14 protein-coding genes are annotated in these 17,955 nt (G+C 34.4%); all 14 read left to right on the top strand.

The features are described from left to right. The first annotated feature begins 11 nt into the window (after positions 1-11). The 14 genes from ABID46_RS00190 (at position 12) to ABID46_RS00125 (ending at position 17,728) form a co-directional block, all read left to right on the top strand. Entirely contained in the window at positions 12-1,187 is a 1,176-nt protein-coding gene (locus tag ABID46_RS00190) for a hypothetical protein (protein ID WP_354505423.1), read from the top strand. A 27-nt stretch (positions 1,188-1,214) separates the two neighbouring features. Next, entirely contained in the window at positions 1,215-1,730 is a 516-nt protein-coding gene (tssO, locus tag ABID46_RS00185) for a type VI secretion system TssO (RefSeq protein ID WP_354505420.1), read from the top strand. A gap of 15 nt (positions 1,731-1,745) precedes the next feature. Beyond that, positions 1,746-2,195 carry a hypothetical protein gene (locus tag ABID46_RS00180; protein WP_354505417.1) on the top strand — a complete coding sequence of 150 codons (450 nt, stop codon included), beginning with the start codon at positions 1,746-1,748 and terminating at the stop codon, positions 2,193-2,195. Positions 2,196-2,226: 31 nt separating this feature from the next. Further along, complete coding sequence (locus tag ABID46_RS00175) at positions 2,227-3,588, top strand: DUF5458 family protein (protein WP_354505414.1); 1,362 nt, start codon at positions 2,227-2,229, stop codon at positions 3,586-3,588. A gap of 10 nt (positions 3,589-3,598) precedes the next feature. Beyond that, positions 3,599-4,153, top strand: coding sequence for a hypothetical protein (locus ABID46_RS00170; protein ID WP_354505411.1), 555 nt, complete (start codon positions 3,599-3,601; stop codon positions 4,151-4,153). A 10-nt stretch (positions 4,154-4,163) separates the two neighbouring features. Next, a complete protein-coding gene (locus tag ABID46_RS00165) occupies positions 4,164-4,886 on the top strand; it encodes a hypothetical protein (protein ID WP_354505408.1) in 723 nt (240 codons plus the stop codon). Continuing rightward, on the top strand, positions 4,886-5,320 hold the full coding sequence (locus tag ABID46_RS00160) for a GPW/gp25 family protein (protein WP_354505405.1): 435 nt from the start codon (positions 4,886-4,888) through the stop codon (positions 5,318-5,320). Before ABID46_RS00165 ends, ABID46_RS00160 begins: the two co-directional genes overlap by 1 nt. Before the next feature lie 9 nt (positions 5,321-5,329). Next, positions 5,330-7,183, top strand: coding sequence for a type VI secretion system baseplate subunit TssF (locus ABID46_RS00155; RefSeq protein WP_354505403.1), 1,854 nt, complete (start codon positions 5,330-5,332; stop codon positions 7,181-7,183). After that, positions 7,183-8,034, top strand: coding sequence for a hypothetical protein (locus ABID46_RS00150; RefSeq protein WP_354505400.1), 852 nt, complete (start codon positions 7,183-7,185; stop codon positions 8,032-8,034). Before ABID46_RS00155 ends, ABID46_RS00150 begins: the two co-directional genes overlap by 1 nt. Positions 8,035-8,148: 114 nt before the next feature. Further along, entirely contained in the window at positions 8,149-12,525 is a 4,377-nt protein-coding gene (locus ABID46_RS00145; protein ID WP_354505397.1) for a PAAR-like protein, read from the top strand. Then, positions 12,519-13,625 carry a hypothetical protein gene (locus ABID46_RS00140; protein WP_354505394.1) on the top strand — a complete coding sequence of 369 codons (1,107 nt, stop codon included), beginning with the start codon at positions 12,519-12,521 and terminating at the stop codon, positions 13,623-13,625. Before ABID46_RS00145 ends, ABID46_RS00140 begins: the two co-directional genes overlap by 7 nt. A 151-nt stretch (positions 13,626-13,776) precedes the next feature. Further along, complete coding sequence (locus ABID46_RS00135; RefSeq protein ID WP_354505391.1) at positions 13,777-15,786, top strand: glycoside hydrolase family 19 protein; 2,010 nt, start codon at positions 13,777-13,779, stop codon at positions 15,784-15,786. 10 nt (positions 15,787-15,796) lie between these two features. After that, the gene (locus tag ABID46_RS00130) at positions 15,797-16,891 is read left to right on the top strand and encodes an SH3 domain-containing protein (protein ID WP_354505388.1); all 1,095 of its coding nucleotides are present in this window, start codon (positions 15,797-15,799) and stop codon (positions 16,889-16,891) included. Positions 16,892-17,377: 486 nt separating this feature from the next. After that, the gene (locus ABID46_RS00125; RefSeq protein WP_354505385.1) at positions 17,378-17,728 is read left to right on the top strand and encodes a hypothetical protein; all 351 of its coding nucleotides are present in this window, start codon (positions 17,378-17,380) and stop codon (positions 17,726-17,728) included. Positions 17,729-17,955 lie beyond the last annotated feature (227 nt).

The raw sequence follows: 17,955 nt of genomic DNA, 5'->3' as shown, positions 1-17,955 counted from the left end.
AAAAACGAACAATGACAGATAAACAACAATTTCTACCGGTGAATTGGATCGACGGTATGAAAATTAATAAAAACCATTTCCTTGCGATCCAGAATTATTCTCAACAAATGGCTACTTCCATTGGGCAAGTACATTTGACGGAAATAAATTTTGGATTGATTTCCAATCGGCAACAAGGCAATCCGCTAAAGCTGAATTTCTTTGTGGACAACCACAAGATGATCAAAGTTCAGTTAGAGGAATGTCAGGCCATTACGTTGGGAGGAGAACGCATCAATGTTAGTCCTTTGATTGCGCACGCACTCCATCTGGAAGCGGAATACAATTTGAAGTTAGATGAAGATGAATTGAGAAATGGACAAGAGAAAATACTTTTGGTCAACCTAACGGTCAATCCTCATCATCAAATTCCATTTGGCGATCCAGATCCAGAAGAAAATCCACCAAGATATCCCTATTTGGTTCCAGAATATCATTTGAGTATCGTTCCAGAAACCAGAAACAAATCGGGTTATGGTAAAACCCAATTAACGATTGGCAAAATTGTCTGTAATTCGGTAGAAACCTATATGGATGAAACTTATATTCCCGCTTGTACGACGGTGGAAAGTCATCCGAAATTATTGGAATTGCACCAATTCATTATGAAATTTTTGGGCCAATTGGAAATTCATACGGTTCAGATTATTCAGAAAATTCACACCAAAAATCAGAACAATTTATTGTCTTTGATGATTCTGGATTTGTGCAATAAAATGACTGATTATTTAGCGCAAACCATCAATAGTGCGAGGCAAATTTCGCCTTATGAACCGCCTGCTATGATGTTGGACAAAGTGATCGGTTTGGGAAGGATCATGAAAAATTATATCGAAGCAAAATCAGGAACTGGGAAAGAAGAATTATTGAATTATTTTTCGGAATGGTGCAGTATACAACAAGGAGATTTTGATTTGTTGTTCAGTCATTTGATCAACACCGACTACGATCATATAGATATGTATAATTTGATTGAAAAAAACATCAATTTTATACGAACTATCGATGAAATATTTGCTGCTTTAAGCAGATTGGATTATATTGGAAGAAAAAAAGAAACAGGCATATTTGTCAAGGAAAGACAAGAAACCGAAATCGGTATCATGGATTCCAAACCGAAAAGCCGCAAATCATTTTTAGAAGACTAAACAAACTAACAAAACTTACTAGACATTATGGAAGTATTAAACAAACGAGAAAGAACCGTTTCTTTCTTGGTATTTCTAGGTGTATTCATCACCACAGTACTCATCATTTTATTTGCTGTTTATTTTAACTATTATTTGCCTTGGAAGGAAAATGAAGAGTTGCGCAAAGACAATATTGTCATGCGAAACGAATTCAATTTTCAAGAAAAATTTGCCGGTGAAATGGAAACCTTAAAATCAACCATAGATTCTTTGAATGCACCGGGGCAAGATTTCTACTACAATCAGCAAAAGGCTATTTCCATTTTATTGGGAATGCAACAATCGATTCCTTTGAAAGATAGTCTAGTAAGAGACAATATGTACGACAATATTTTGGTGACCAATCGTCAATTGATTGATGCCAAAAAAACCATACAAATGATGGGCGGAAGCCGTGAAGAATTGGATAAACTCCTTGCGCAAATTGATATTTACAAAAAGGAGATTGAAACAATAAAAAGAGACCTAGAGGTCTGTCGACAAATCAACAAAGCAAACTAAAAAACTTATTAAATTATGGCGTCAAATTATGGCATTGGAGGTAACGAAGTAAAATTGGATGCTAATGAAGCGATCCTAGAAATCCCTCAAAACAGAACATTAATCGCTCAAAAATTAACAGGTGATACCCCAATCAGACCAGAATTGGTTCAAGGATTGAACACCATTGAGCAAGTATTTGAGCACTTCAAACCTTCTGTAAAGGTAAATTTTGAAAATGCAGAAGGAGCGATGAAAACAGAAGATTTAAAATTTTCCAACTTAGGCGATTTTGGTGTCAAAGGAATTACCAATCAAAGTAAATTCTTATCCAATTTGGAAACCGAAAAGGACCAATACCAAAAGATCATCAAGCAATTGAAATCCAACAAGATTTTAAAAGCAGCTTTGGACGATCCAGATGCGAAGACAGCTTTATTGGAAACCATTCAAGATCTAATTGCAGAACTTAACACAAGTAAATAATAGAAACCCCCTAATTAAAAATTCCTAAATTATGTCAAAAGAGCAATTACAAGCACAAAATGTTGCAGCCTCTAGTCAAGGAGTAAGAGAAGCAAGTAAACAGAAGGAAAGTGCAGAGAAACTTGCCAAATATGGTGGTTTTGATTTATTGGAAACATCTATTGAAGGGGTTCAGAATATGAATCCTGAGCGTAAAGCACGAAGAAAAATATTCTTGAATGAAGCCGCAAAACAAGGAGAAAGAGAAACACTTTTGAAAACCTTGGAAATGTGGGCTTCTGTTTTGCAATCCGATAATTTGACGGATATGGTTGCGCAAAGTGAAGACAAACGCAAAGTAGCAGAAGAAACTTTGACCAAAAATTTGGCTACTGCAATCGAAGAAACTCGTTTGTTGGAGGAAGCCTATCGTACAGTCGCTTTATTCTATAAAAATACCGAACAAGACAAAGTCAAAAACGTCACCATCATCAATGCCGAATTGGAACAATTACAAGATTTGGACAATACACGTTTCATTGATGCCATCCACCAAGAATTGGTCAACAATTATGACCGTTTAGACTTGAAGAACAACTATGGATTATTGGTGATTCCAGGTTATTTAGGAAACAATGTAGTCATTGAAAAATGGGCAAAAATTGCACACAACAACAAAGTAATGTTGGTAACCGATTTTGCGCATTTAGATGAGCCAGATGATGTGATGGAAATGTTTGATAGCTCTGGATTAACCGGTGGAGATATTTACCGTTCCAATGTTTTGATGACCTGCAACTGGTTAGTGGGACGTGGGAAATTTGATGAAGTAGGAGAAGAGGAAGATTTATATGTTCCACCATCAGCTGCTTTGGCGGGTAAAATTTACAACACCTTAATGTCGCAAGTAACTGCCGGTAAGAAGTTTGGTGGCATCAACGAAGTGGGAGGAGTAAAATTTGATTTGAAGAAAAGTGAAATTGCCAATTTGGAGAATATGGGATTGATCCCAATGGTGAAAGAATACGAAAAGGTGATGGCGTTTTCTGCCAAAACTTTGTTCAACGGAGACAATTTAGGATTGCAAACTTACTCGGTTGTACGTGTTTTTGACTATGTAACCAAAGTATTGATGGATTTCTTGAATCGTCGTGCATTTGAAAATTTCACAGCCAAAACAAGAAAAGAAATTATGACCCAAATCGTTCAATTTTTGGATAGCATTACAGGTCCAGACAAATTGATTGAAAACTTCGAAATCAGAAAATTTGAACAAGATCCGATTCAAAAAGACCGAATTTATTTAGACATCCATATGAAACCATATTTCCCAGCGAAAAATTTTATGATCAAAATGGAAGGTCAAAAAGGAGACGAAGGAACAGATTGGGATACAGAATACGAACAAAAATAAAACTGAAACGATGGACAGGACAGCTATATGTTTCTATTTTGTATTGTTCTTCCTTTCGGGTTTGGCTTTGGGGCAAGAAGAAATTACTTATTCTTCAGCTGAAGCCAAACCTGTAGAGGTGAATTCTTGTCAACGAGTGCACGTGGAGGACAAAGCTTATAACGCATTATCCAAGAAAAGTTTTGCCGTTGCTCAACCTTATTATGCGCGAGCTTTTAACGCCAAAGATGATTTCGTTGCCTTGCAATTAGGAAAAAGAAAAGGTTCAAAGGTCTTTTTATACATCAAATTATTTCGATTCAATGCCTGCATCAAAAACACCGAAACCTTGGAGATTTTGACAGAAAATGGAATTTCTTTTTTCTTTAAAAATAAGTTCAAAGTCAATTGCAATGGTGAAATGGTCGTTGAATTAAGTAAAAAGGATATTGAAAATTTAGCCAATCATAAAATTTCAAGTTTTATGTTGATGAGTTTTCAAAAGGACTACGAATTTCATTTCGATGCGGAATCTTCCCAAAAGTTTGCAGAAGATTTGATGTGTTTAGAGTCGTATAAATTCTAAAAAGAACAATATGCCCTTGCCAGAATTGGGCCTTTCATTATCCATAACCGATAGTGAAGGTTCGCCTATGTACGCAGGAAAAGGACAACGTGAACATATGGGTGAAACCAAAATGTTCAATGAATCCTATACAATTACCATCACGATTTCAGATGAAGTTGTTGGCTCAACGACCATTGATCTATTCAACGATGTGGGAAAGAAATTTTCCATTGATCTGCCTACTTACAAAATGAAATTGACCGATGATAAAACCAATGAGGAAAGTTTGTACACCGTCACACGAGATCGATTGTTGTTAAAAGAACTCCGTGAAAAAGAATCAGTAGGTGGTTTTTCCTTGTTTGGAATCCAATTTTTCAAAAAGAAACAATATGTGTTACCGGCGGTAACATTTGAACCGAAGTTCGAAAAAATGGAAACCTACGAAGTGAGTCGTTATCGGACGCTGAAAGAGGATTATTTGTCTTATCCGCTTAAAAAAGTTGATGGTGAAACTGGCTATTTGGTAGCGGGAAAAGTTCCTCAATCTTTATTTGAAACGGAAGAACCCAATCAATTTTTTTGTGTACTCGATTCGCAAGATGGCAAAACCTTTATTGGAGATATTTTGTACCGAGAAAAATTCATCAAAATCACGCCAAAAGTTATTGTAAACGTACTCAAACGTGAAAAGAAAATCAAAGAAGTAGAACTATCTGAAAAAGGTGTAACCTCTCTAATTTATATCTAATGAAAGGCGCTTATTATTCATCACCCATTTTGTTTGAAGAGTTGATTTCGAAGAAGGAATTGCAAAAAACCAATATTGAAAATTCCATTGCGCAACACATCAATTTGATCATTACAACTTCATTTGGAGAAGTGAAATTCAACGAAATTTTTGGGTGTAAAATCTGGGATTCAGAATTTGATTTATTGGTTCAACCCAAGATTTTAAAAGAAAATATTAAAAAAGAAATCAAAGAAGCGGTGATGAAATATGAAACTCGATTGGAAGTTCAGGAAGTCACCATAAACATTGATGATACACATTCTATTTCCTACAATCGTGGGAAACGGATCAAACGAAAAGTCAATGTAATCATCAATGGTTCGGTCCGATTGACCAATCGACCATTCAAATTTTATAGTCATTTTTTCATAGGACCCTTGTCTTATGCCTAAGCAAAACATATGCAGTCAAAGGAAAGAATTAAAGATAGAGTTTTAAAAAGAGCAGCGAGATTATGGGGTTATACGGATAGTGAATTTGAAACGTCCTTTGATCCCTTAGTGGGTTTGTTATTGGACGCGATTTCGTCTGAATTGGAAAAGCTTTCTGCAGAAATTCACGGTTCGGAATCCAGAATCATCGAACGTATGCTCGAAGTGATGAGTCCTGCTTCCAATGCAGGTTCTATTCCTTCGATGGCGATTATTCATTCGACTCCATCTGAAAATAATTTCAAGTTGAGGTTGAAAAACCAATTGTATTGCAAGAAAAATATTCCCAACGTTTACAATCCGCAGAATTCTATAACCAAAGAAATCTTTTTTGGACCAACGGCAGAATTCATTTTGTCCTCAGCCGAAATTAGTCATTTGGCATTGGACAATCTTATGTATTCCATCCCTCGTTCATCCTATAAAGAGATTTACCACAAATCAGAAAATAGAGTTCAAAATGCGCATTTGTGGTTGGGTTTGAGTCAAATTAATCCAGGAACAACCTTGAAGAAGTTGATGTTTTATACAGACATCAAAGAAAATCACCAAAAGGAATTCTTCTATCATTATTTGAAGCAAGCCAAATTTTATTTAGGCGAAAAGCAAATTCCTTTTGAAATCGGATTCAATGTGCCAACTTCCCAATTGGACATTGATTCGATTATCACCAAAAATTACAATCGAATTGAACAAATTTACCGTGAAGTCAATCGAAATTACCACGATCGTTTTTTGCATTTCACCCAAGATATCGTTGTTCATCCAGAAGATTTTCAGGTTCCAGAGGAATTAATTCGAGTCTTTGGATCCGATAAACTCAATAATTTAAAAGATGTTGTTTGGTTGCGTGTGGAATTTCCTGAAGCCATGCGAAACGAAGTCTTGGAAACGGCTAACTTTTCTTTGAATTGTTATCCGGTTATCAACAAAAAGCTATTAACGGCCAATCAAGCTGCAGATCCTTTTATCAATTACATTCCTATGATTTCTTCAGATCATTTTCTGGATGTTGATAAAATCAGAGATTCAGAAGGTTATTCCTATCATATCAAAGATTTCTCAAGAGAAAGTTTGGAGTCTGGAAATGCAACTTTGCGAAGCAATGGTGTGATGCGTTTTGATGAACGAAATGCTTCGGAATTGATTCAATATCTCTTGGAATTATTAAAGGATGAAAGTGCTTCTTTTTCGGTTATCGGTGGAGATTTCATCAAGAAAACAATTGAAGAAGTCAACCAATTGATTGCGATTTTGGAGCAACAAACCAAAGAGAAATTATTCATCAAATCGAGTTCACCTTATGTGATTGTGAAACCCAAGGATAAAACTGGAACGGGTAATGATACTTTGTATGTCCACTTCTGGTCCACTTGTGGAGAAGATGCCAATGGATTGAAACCTGGAACCAAAGTTTTGCCACCTTCGGGAACTGATTTCATTCCCAATTCGGCCTATTTGGTTACCTCTTCGGTGGGTGGACGAACGAGATTGTCGATTCAGGAAAAAATTAATTCCTATCGATCTTCCCTTTTGTCACACGGTAGAATTGTTACAATAGCCGATATCAAAGCTTTTACTTTGGACCATTTCCGAAATTTAATTTCGCAAGTGGAAGTGAAAAGAGGAACAAAAAAAGAAGTCGCTCAAAAATCGGGTTTCACGCGAACAATAGATGTTTACATCAGCAAAAATGTCCAAAATGACCAAGAATTATTGGAGTCCGAATGGGAATATTTGTGTGAAAGCTACAAGCAGAAATTAATGCATGCTTCTTCTAATGTTTATCCGTATCGATTGTATTTTGAGGGAATGGAAATTTGATGAGTTTTGATTGGAATCATATCAAATTAGGCAAATTGACGTTTGCGATGCAAAAATGGCAAATGGTCAAAGTATTTTTGGTTTCTCGAAAATTGTCCATTCAAACTCCAGAAACGAAGAAAGAATTTCAATTTGATTTTGATTATCATTTGAAACACAATGGATTTCACGAAATGCATCATTTGGTGGAAGTTACCAGAAAAAATTTTCGCATCAATGGAAATCCGCCCGATTTATTGATTGCAAAATTGACCGAAAAACTTCAGCGTAGCCTTTATCCTATAACAATGAAAATTGATCCATTTGGTCGATGGGTTGGGGTTAGCAATTTTGACGAAATTAAATCGAATTATACGAAAGGAAAACTTGAAATTCAAAAAGTACACGAAGGTCCTGGATTGGAAAATCTGATGGAGTCTATGGAAAATTATTTGGAGACAGAAGAAAAATTTCTTCATCAAATGATGCAAGACTCAACTTTGTTTGGACTTTTTTTGCCGGTTCATCGTTTTTATGGAATTATGGATAAAATCGAGAAAGACGAATTTTCATTTCCAATTCTAACGAAAGGATTTCTTGATTTCAAAGGAGATTTGATTTATACTAAAAAGGATAATACAATGGATTCACTTTTTGAGGGAAAACTAATTTGGAACCAAAATTCATTGAAGCAGTTACAAGAATATTTTGGAATTTCTTCTGAACCAAATATTCAAGGCAAATTGGTTTATAAAAGAAAGACAAATCTTTATCCGTTTACCTCACAAAACATAGAAATCTTTTTAGAAAATAATGGATCAAGGATTTATCAAGAATCTATTTCTTATCAGTTTTTACATATTGAAAATTAGGCTGTTAAAATTTGAAAAAATATTCCTTTTTCTAATAAAATAGTTTAAATTTGAGAGTATTGAACCTATTTTTTGCTAATTATTAGCTATATACTTACTTAAACTAAACTTACTATGGATGTGAATGTCCCAACTCGTCACGTCATACAAAATGGAGAAACCCTAAGCTCCATTTCCCAGAAATACGGATTTTCAGAATCGGAAATTCGCAATTTCCACAATCAAAATGCGCCTTTAAAAGATTTAATCGGAACGACTGATAATTTCACCAATAATGGTCAGTTAACCTATATCCTCATTCCCCCTAAAGAAGAAACATCGGACGTGGATTCGTATGAAGCTACACAAGCAGATGAAACGGCAAAAGAATCAACACAAGAAAATCAAAGCTCTGAAGAGCAAACAGAGGAACAACAGGATGAGCCAAGCAAAGGACAAGCCTCTGAGCACGATCAGAAATATGTGGTCATTCAAAAAGGATATTGCGTTTGTGATCAAAGTGTTCCGCCCAATATGGTTCCGGTGCAGTTTAAAGTGGATAGTCACAAACTTCAACACGCCAATGGAGATACAGCTGAACATTTAATTGTGACCGAAGAAGATGTTTTTTTTCAGAAACAGGCTCAGCCATTTGGATCGCAATGTTTAAAACAACCCAATGGGCCGAATTATTTGCCTTGTAGCTATACTCCAGCAGGGAAATGGCAGAAGACCTATTCTAAAATTCAGGTAGAGGAGAAGGCAGTTTTAACAGAATTGTCCGAATTGCAATGTTCTTTTCTTGGTAAGATTACTGTATTTCAACACGGGCAAACCCAAAAAGTAACCAATGCACACTTTGGAAATGTGGAGGAAGAAGAGCTTTGGGCAATTTCCCCGATTGCCGCAAAACCTGAACTTGAAACCCCTAAAGTAAAAAGTATAAAGGCTAAGACAGCAGAATCAAAAGCTGAAAACAGCAGCAGTACAAAGTCCAAACCCATCGGCAAAAATGAGAAATTAGACAATCGGGCGGACGGAGTTGCCGAACTTACCGTAAAATTAGGCGAACAAGTACAATTTGAAGTAAAGGACTGGTACAATCCCACCAAGGCAAACAAAAGTCTTACTTCGTGGGAAGTGCTGCACAGCGGAAACGAAAGCCCCGACTGGAATGATACCGTACTGATGAAATACGAAGAATTTGGTTCAACACTTCAAAGGGATTTTGACTCGCTTGGAAATTTCAGGGTGTATGCTTACGGAAATGAAGAAACAAAAAGAGACAACCGTTGCGCCATAGACGTAAATGTAGTGATCAACGAATTGAAAGGTATAAAAGCGGCAGGGGACAATGTTTCCGGTGGGTTGATACGCAAAGGATTTCCGGTCAATTTCCAGCCCGATTTTAAATTTACCCCTTCACAGGAGGAACTGCAACGAGTGGAAATGGGCGTGAAAGACAATGCCGGAAACATAGTAGATAGCCAGTTCTCCTCCGAAACAGGATTGGTATTCACGCCGGAAAACGCCATCAAATACAACGTCTGGATTCGTTACACCAATGATTTAGGAGAAATAAAAAGCGACTCTAAAACCTTTGAAGCCAAACCCAATGTGGTAGATGCCATACAGGCAAGCCCTGCACAGGCGGTTTACCGCCCGGGAAGCACCATCACCTTTACCGTCAGTAAAATGCGGTTCTCACCGTTGGACGATGACCCGGACTACAGTAAAATCAAATGGAAAGTAGGCAATGTCACTTCTCCCACTACGGGTAAAACCCTGACACATACATTCAACGAAGAAGGAACCAAAGTAGTGGAAGCCTTTATGAATGCTGCAGACGGAAAGGGAGATGACAGTTACAAAGTGACGATATCCCGAAACAAAGTCAAAACCATAAAAGGCGGAAATACCGTAAACTGGATTGTGGGCAAATGGTACACGGTGGAAGTGGAAACCCTGATGCCTTTTGATCCCGATAAAGGAGACAAACTGACATGGAAATCAGAATTACCAGGTCATTTCGAAATCAAAGAAGCCATCGGAAACAAAGTACAGATACGGGCAATAAAAACCATTTTGGCTCCGCTTCCGGGTATTACGGCAAATATGGGAGACAGTGTTGCCATGTTAATGGTCGGCGCCAATCTTGCCGAGATCAAAAGGTGGTGTATTACAGATAGAGATTTGGATTTCAAAAGTGATGCAGGTTGGGGAGAAGAACTTTATGCAATAGTAGAAACGAGCCCAATTTTAGCAGGAGAAAAAATACATTTGCACCTGCTGGAAAATGACAAAATGGGATCTGACTATATCAAAGATTTGGGAGAGGTAGAGTTTGATGAGAAAGGAATTGCCAAGGCAAAATTTACTACAGACGGAATCAAAGGGGAATTAGATAAACTATACTTTGAGCGGGGTAAATATTCACTATTCTTCGCAGCAGAGTTCAAAGAAGGAAGCATACAGTATGCAGATGTTTCCAGAAAGAATCGGGGCGGTAAGGATACAGTTTATCCGGCAACCACGGTAAGCCATAGTGAGCTGGAAAAAGGAAAGTTTACCTACATAGACAGTAAAAAGGACATCACAAGCGTCCGCTTCCTGAAACCCAACGGCAAAGATGCGTATGAAGTGATAAAGTACGGAGAATCCATTACACTGAAAGTCCAAACAAGGAATTTGGAAGGGACAAAATTGAAATTGACAATCCTTCGAAATAAATTCGGGAACGGACTGGACAAATTTCCACAAAACACACAAGTCACGGTAAAAGATGAAAAAGCTGAATGGACAATCAACACCACAACTTTAAAGAACGAAATCAAAAAAGAAGACTGGACAAAAGTAGCGTTTTGGCAAGTCGAAATAGAAGAAGCATATGGAGATAAAGTCAACTATCCAAAAGAAAATGCACGCTTAAAAAATGGTGAAATTGATTGGACTAAATTAATGACTTATCAATCCTTAAAATTAAGTGACAATGCTGTTATAAGTGAACTTGCAAAAACCAATGCACCATTGGTGGTTGGGGTGCCGTTGGAGCCGACACAACATACACACGAAGATGGAAAATGTCCTAGGTGTGAGGAGGAAATAACGGAAGAACAAATAAAAAAAGTTTATGGTGGAGCAACCGATGAAAATTTGATTAAAGAAATAACAAAAGCACTAAACAAACATAGAAATAAATTAGGATTAGATACCTGTGCTCGAAAAGCACATTTCTTCGCTCAATCGAGAGAAGAAGCGGGGTCAACTTTAGAACCTGGAGTTATAGGAGAGTCATTTAATTACTATAAATACAATTTAGTTAAAGTTCCCTTAAAAGCCTTTGAAACAGAAGAAGGTAAAAGAATCGCCGAAACTTATGGTAGACAAAATGTAGCTTCTACGCCTGCAGTTTCTGAAGCTAACCAAATAATATTAGCCAATTTTGCCTATGGTTCTCAACACACAACAGGTAAAAATTTTAAAAATTCAGGAAATGACGGATGGAATTTTAGAGGACGTGGATTATTGCAAATTACAGGTAGAAGTAATTATAAAGATATTCAAGAAAAAATTGACAGATTAGTTCCAAATTCTGGAGTAGAAGTCTACAAAAGGTTTGACAGCCCTAATAGAGCCATAAGTAGGGCAGATGGTAAAATGTTAGCAGAAGAAGCTGTACTTACAGGTATGGTAGAATGGGTACATAAAGGTATGCATATTATAGCTGATCAGACAGGAATAGAATCTGATAATGATGTACTGAATAAAATTATTGATAAATTAAATAAATATACAACGTCAAGAGAAGAAAGACATAAACATTTTCAAAAGACAAAACATATTTTTAGAGTTGATGAATGTAATAAATTAAAATCTTCAAAAGAAGATAATGGTAAATGGAGATTTCCTATAGATAATCCAATGCTATGTTTATATTCTGAAGGAGGATATGAAAAACCTTGGCATGGTTCATTTGGTGAAAATATAAGAGATAATGTTAGTAATCATGCAGGAGTTGATTTACTTGCTGAACCAGGTACACCTATATATGCTTGCTTTAATGGAGTTATTCAAAGGGTTTATACTTCTACATCTTTAGCGGGAAGGACCATTGTTGTAAAAGTTACAGATAAGGAAACATTCAATAGCTTAAAAAGAGATTATGATCCCATTTATAAAAATAAAGGTGAAATTATTAGCAAAGGATTTGATTCTAATAAAGATGTGTTTTTAGTTTTTATGCATCTAAGTAAAATTGGAGAATATAAAGATGGTGATATTGTGAAGTATAATGATGTTATTGGATATACTGGAGTTTCAGGAAAAAATGGAGTTAATTTTTCTACTTATAATCCACATTTACATTTCGAGATCAACAATGTTGGTAGTCAATCAGGAATAAATGGTAAATGTAACCCAATGGTTTATTTTAACTTCAAAACAGAAAATGAAATGACAGAAAATGATAAAAAAATACAATTAGAAATAAAAAATAAAGGAAATATATGGTAATAAGATTTTGTATAAATATATTATTTATTGTTACTCTACTTTCTTGTAAAGATACAGTTGCAAAAAAAATAAATAACAAAAGTGAAAACTCTCAAGTAAATGAAATACTTGAATTTGTAAATTATAATGAAAGAAAAAGTGAAAATGGTATAAATATCTTTTATTACGAAAATTCTTTAATTACTATAGATTATGATAGACATACAATTTTAGGTCTTAAAAATAACGAAGAACTAAATTTATATGAAATAATAGATTTTGATTTGGATTTAGGAGAATTAAATTTATTAAAATTTAGAAAAAATTCTACCGTATTATATTTAATAGAATTAGATAATTTCACACAAAGAGATTATAAAGTTATTTTATATTATAATAATATTTTATATAACCTTGGTGAATTCAGTTATTCGTTCATTGAACAAAAAGTTACAGAAAATACAAATTTGAAATTTGAAGTTGAGATTAATAATAATAATCTTTTTATCTCTGAAATTAACAAAACAGGAAATCTATTTGAAAGTCATGAATTTATAAACTCAGAAAAATTAAACGTAAAAAAAAGTTACAAAGATTATTATAACTATCTTATAGAAAAAGATGAAAATAAAATACCTAACAGTGCTGGTAGTATTGGGGATCCTGAGTATGTTGCTAAATACATCATATTTACAAAAGATGCTAATGGCATTTTACAAATCAATAAAGAATATTTAAAATACATTCAACAAAATACTTCTGCAAAACAAAATCAATACGTTTTGGCATTAGAAAAATATGTAACCCATGAAATAATAAAATATTTCAATAACGAGAGTACTTGGACAGAAGAAGAATTGATCAAAATTATAGCTTATGCATCAAATACTACCGATCCATTATTTAAAAAATTATGGACTAAATCACCTGAAAATTGGAATGATGGAATGTGGGGCAATATTTTAGGATTTTGTTACCTAGCGTATAATGAACAATTATGGAACAAAATGGTAAATCAATTCGAACAGGAAAATTATTATAATTTACCTCACTTAAAAGAAATGGTTCATTATGCAGAACAATTTGATAAATTCGGTCCGCCTGATTTAATTGAAAACTAATTAGTTTTATTTGGTGAGTTATATAATATAGGATATCAAAGATTAGGGCGAAATCAGTTTTGATGGAAAAGGTATTGCCAAAGCGAAATTTTCGACCAATGAAATCCAAACCGAACTTAATAAGTTAAATCTAGAAAGAGGGAATTACGAAATGTATTTTGCTGCTGAATTCAAAGATGGAGCGATTCAATTTGCAGATATTTCCCGTAAGAAAAGAGGAGGTAAAGATACCATCTATCCTTCCCAAACAGTTCATTATAAACAACTAGAGAAAGCGAAATTCACCTATATAGACAATAAAAAAGACATCACCAGCGTACGTTTCCTGAAGTCCAATGGCAAAGATGCGTATGAAGTGATAAAGTACGGAGATCCCATAAAAGTCAAGGTACAAACAAGGAATTTGGAAGGGACAAAATTGAAATTGACAATCCTTCGAAATAAATTCGGGAACGGACTGGACAAATTTCCACAAAACACACAAGTCACGGTAAAAGATGAAAAAGCTGAATGGACAATCAACACCACAACTTTAAAGAACCAAATCAAAAAGGAAGACTGGACAAAAGTAGCGTTTTGGCAAGTGGAACTGGAAGAATCAGATGGAGACAAAGTCAAATACCCAAAAGAAAATGCACGCTTAAAAAATGGTGAAATTGATTGGACTAAATTAATGACTTATCAATCCTTAAAATTAAGTGACAATGCTGTTATAAGTGAACTTGCAAAAACCAATGCGCCATTGGTGGTTGGGGTGCCGTTGGAGGTGAAGCAACATACACATACAGACGGAAAGTGTCCAAGATGTGAGGAGAATATTACACTAGATCAAATCAAAAAAATATGTGTAGATGCTAAAGGAAATTGTTTGATTAAAGATGACACAATGATTAAAGCTGCTTTACCTATTCTAAATGAATTTAGAAAAAAAGTAGGAATCAATACTTGTGTTACAAAGGCTCATTTTTTAGCTCAAATTAGTCAAGAATCTAAATTTTTTGAACTTCAGGAAAGATTTAAATATACTAACTCAGAACGCATGCGTGGTTTATTTAAATCTTACTTCAAAGAATTTGGAAGTATAGAGAACCAGCAAAAGGAAGCAAAAAGGTTATCCGATTTATCTCTCAATAAAGACAACTGGCCTGAAGTTGCAAATGCAATTTACGGACCTTCACATCCAATAGGGAAAACCTCAGGTCATAGCAGCACAGATGGTTGGAGATATAGTGGAAAAGGCTTTAAACAAATAACTTGGAAAGACAATTATGATAAATTACAAACTTATGTAAAAAATAATTTTGGAATTGATGTAAACTGGTTAGGTGACAATAATCCATATAAGTTAAAAACTAATCCTAAAGATGCTATCATCTCTGCGCTTGCATATTGGGGAAAGAATAATTTAAGTTCTCTAGCAACAAAAGTAAGTGATGAAGCAGTAAAACAAGTTACAAAGAAAATAAATGATAAACTGGAAGGTCTAGAAGAACGAATGAGATACTTTAAAAAGGCTGTAGAAGTTTTGCAAGTAAATTCTTGTTCTCCAGGGAAATCGTCAACCTATGATGAAAAGGGAACTGTTGTGGTTATTTCAGGAACAGCTTTTAAATATGGTGATGTAAAAGATGGGAAAAATAAACAGTGGGTTGTTTATAAACTCAAAGTTTATAAAAACTTAACCCTTAATACTTATAAAAAGGATAAAAATAATAATAAACTCCCTTCTCCTGATTATGAAGAATTCTTTGCAAGAGATGCTGCAAATAGTAGTACAAGATCTCAAAAAAGATATGGGTCAAGTAATGAGTGCCCTCCAGGTGAGTATTATCTAAACAAAGGGTCAAGAGCTCAAAAGTACCACATTTATATTGCCGATAAAGAAGGCGTTGGGGAGTCTAGCATTAATGGAATTGATGGATGGAGAGGTGGTATAGCTATACATGGGGGATGGCCTTCAGGTGCGGAAGGGTGCATTACATCACATACTTCAAATTATGGTAACAGAAAAAAAAATCAACCTATCAATACGATTGTACAAACTTTGATAAATAACATGCCTGATTTTGACAACAACTCCGATGAAAAACCGGTTCGATTAATTGTTGAAGAACGAAATATTTCAAAGGTAAGTGGAAACTGGTTGGGTGTAATTGAATAAAATTTACAGAATGTATAAATTAATATTAATTGCTGTCTTTATTTCATTGACACATTGTAAAAAAGTTAATGATGAAAATAAAATTTTTAATAAAAACATTATGACAGATTCAATTTCAACAGATTGGATTAAGCCGGATAAAATCACATTTGAAAAAAAAATATTAAATGTTTTTGGAGTTGATATCAATTCTTATAGTGTGAGTCAACAAAAATATTCTGGTCAAGCACCACAGAGAAACAAAGACATCAAAATTTTAATACCTAAATTTGGGTATATAAGTGAATCGGAAGGACATCCTGAGGTTAATTTGACTCAAAGATATATTAGCTGGTTAGACCCTGAAGAGGATTCCATTTCTCTAAAAAATTTAAATAAATATATTTTCTATGATGATAATAATGCTTTTATAAATCTAAAAAATAAAAAATCAGGATATCTATATTATTTATTGATTGATTTTGGGTATACGAAAGATGAAAAGCTTGTAGATTTTGTATTAAATGAAATTGGAACAGACTTTACAAGGGATGAAAAGATGTTCTTTGCTGAAACTGTTTTTATTGGGGCTACAGGCGTATTTGGTAAATATGAATTGAGAAAGGACTTGATTAAAAAATATTATGAAAAATTTTCTTCTTCTGAATTTATGTATTTTAGCCTTGCAGAAAAAATTTTAAATGAAAAAGAAGATAGTGGCTATATTTATGAGGGAAATAGGAGTGAAAACGCAGCATTTCTTTTAGAATATCAATTAGAATATTCCGAGAAGCAATTGGGCTCTTCAGTTTATGGAGGAGTTGACTATGTTTTAAGTAAATTCCCTGAATTCTTAACTGATTTAAGAAATAATAATGCATTTAATTACCCATTATTAAAGTATTATATAGAGAATTTCTTAGAAAGCGAATCTTATTTTATAGAAGATCCTGACGGGTTTACAAATCTTAGAAGCTCAACATCTTCAAGCTCAAATATCATTCAAAAAATTAAGTCTGGAGAAAAAATAGAAGTACAACAAAAAAATGGTGAATGGTGGCTTGTAAAAACAAAAGAAGGTAACACGGGGTACGTGCATAAAAGTAGATTAAAATCTTTAGAATAATAGAGTTTCATACTTGTTGATAAAAACGCAAACAATTTAAGCCGAGGCTCTTTGAAATAAAAAAATAAAAACTTCATTTGCAACTTCTGGAAAAAAGACAAAACGGGAGGTAACTATATCAAGAATCTGGGGGAGGTAGAATTTAATGAAAGTGGAATTGCCAAGGCAAAATTTACTACAGACGGAATCAAAGGGGAATTAGATAAACTATACTTTGAGCGGGGTAAATATTCACTATTCTTCGCAGCAGAGTTCAAAGAAGGAAGCATACAGTATGCAGATGTTTCCAGAAAGAATCGGGGCGGTAAGGATACAGTTTATCCGGCAACCACGGTAAGCCATAGTGAGCTGGAAAAAGGAAAGTTTACCTACATAGACAGTAAAAAGGACATCACAAGCGTCCGCTTCCTCAAACCCAACGGCAAAGATGCGTATGAAGTGATAAAGTACGGAGATCCCATAAAAGTCAAGGTACAAACAAGGAATTTGAATGGGACGAAACTAAAGCTGATTTTGATACGAAATAAATTCGGGAACGGACTGGACAAATTTCCACAAAACACACAAGTCACGGTAAAAGATGAAACAGCTGAATGGACAATCAACACCACAACTTTAAAGAACGAAATCAAAAAAGCAGATTGGACAAAAGTATCCTTTTGGCAAGTCGAAATAGAAGAAGCAGATGGAGATAAAGTCAAATACCCAAAAGAAAATGCACGCTTAAAAAATGGTGAAATAGACAGCAACATCATCATTTCTATTTTTATCCGTGTTAATTATTACAAATTGAATGTAAGTTTGGTGTATTTATTATCTGCGTTTCATTTAGTTTAATAAAAGAATTATTAATAAAGCAATAAATGTAAAATTGTGAACTACTGTTTGTTTTTAAATTTAATATCAAAAAATCATCATTTTTTAATTTAACTAATTCTTTATCTACATAGCTATTGTTCTTAATAACAATTGAATCCTTTTGCCGAGATTGAAAAATAGCTTTAATTTTATTTTGATTGCTGAGATCTAAATTTGAAAAAGCTATTTTATATTTTAGATAAATA

Origin of the sequence: Moheibacter stercoris (genome assembly GCF_040545805.1) — a bacterium.
Classification (GTDB): domain Bacteria; phylum Bacteroidota; class Bacteroidia; order Flavobacteriales; family Weeksellaceae; genus Moheibacter; species Moheibacter stercoris.
The sequence above is the reverse complement of the archived record's forward strand: the minus strand, read 5'-3'. Positions and strand labels throughout refer to the sequence as shown.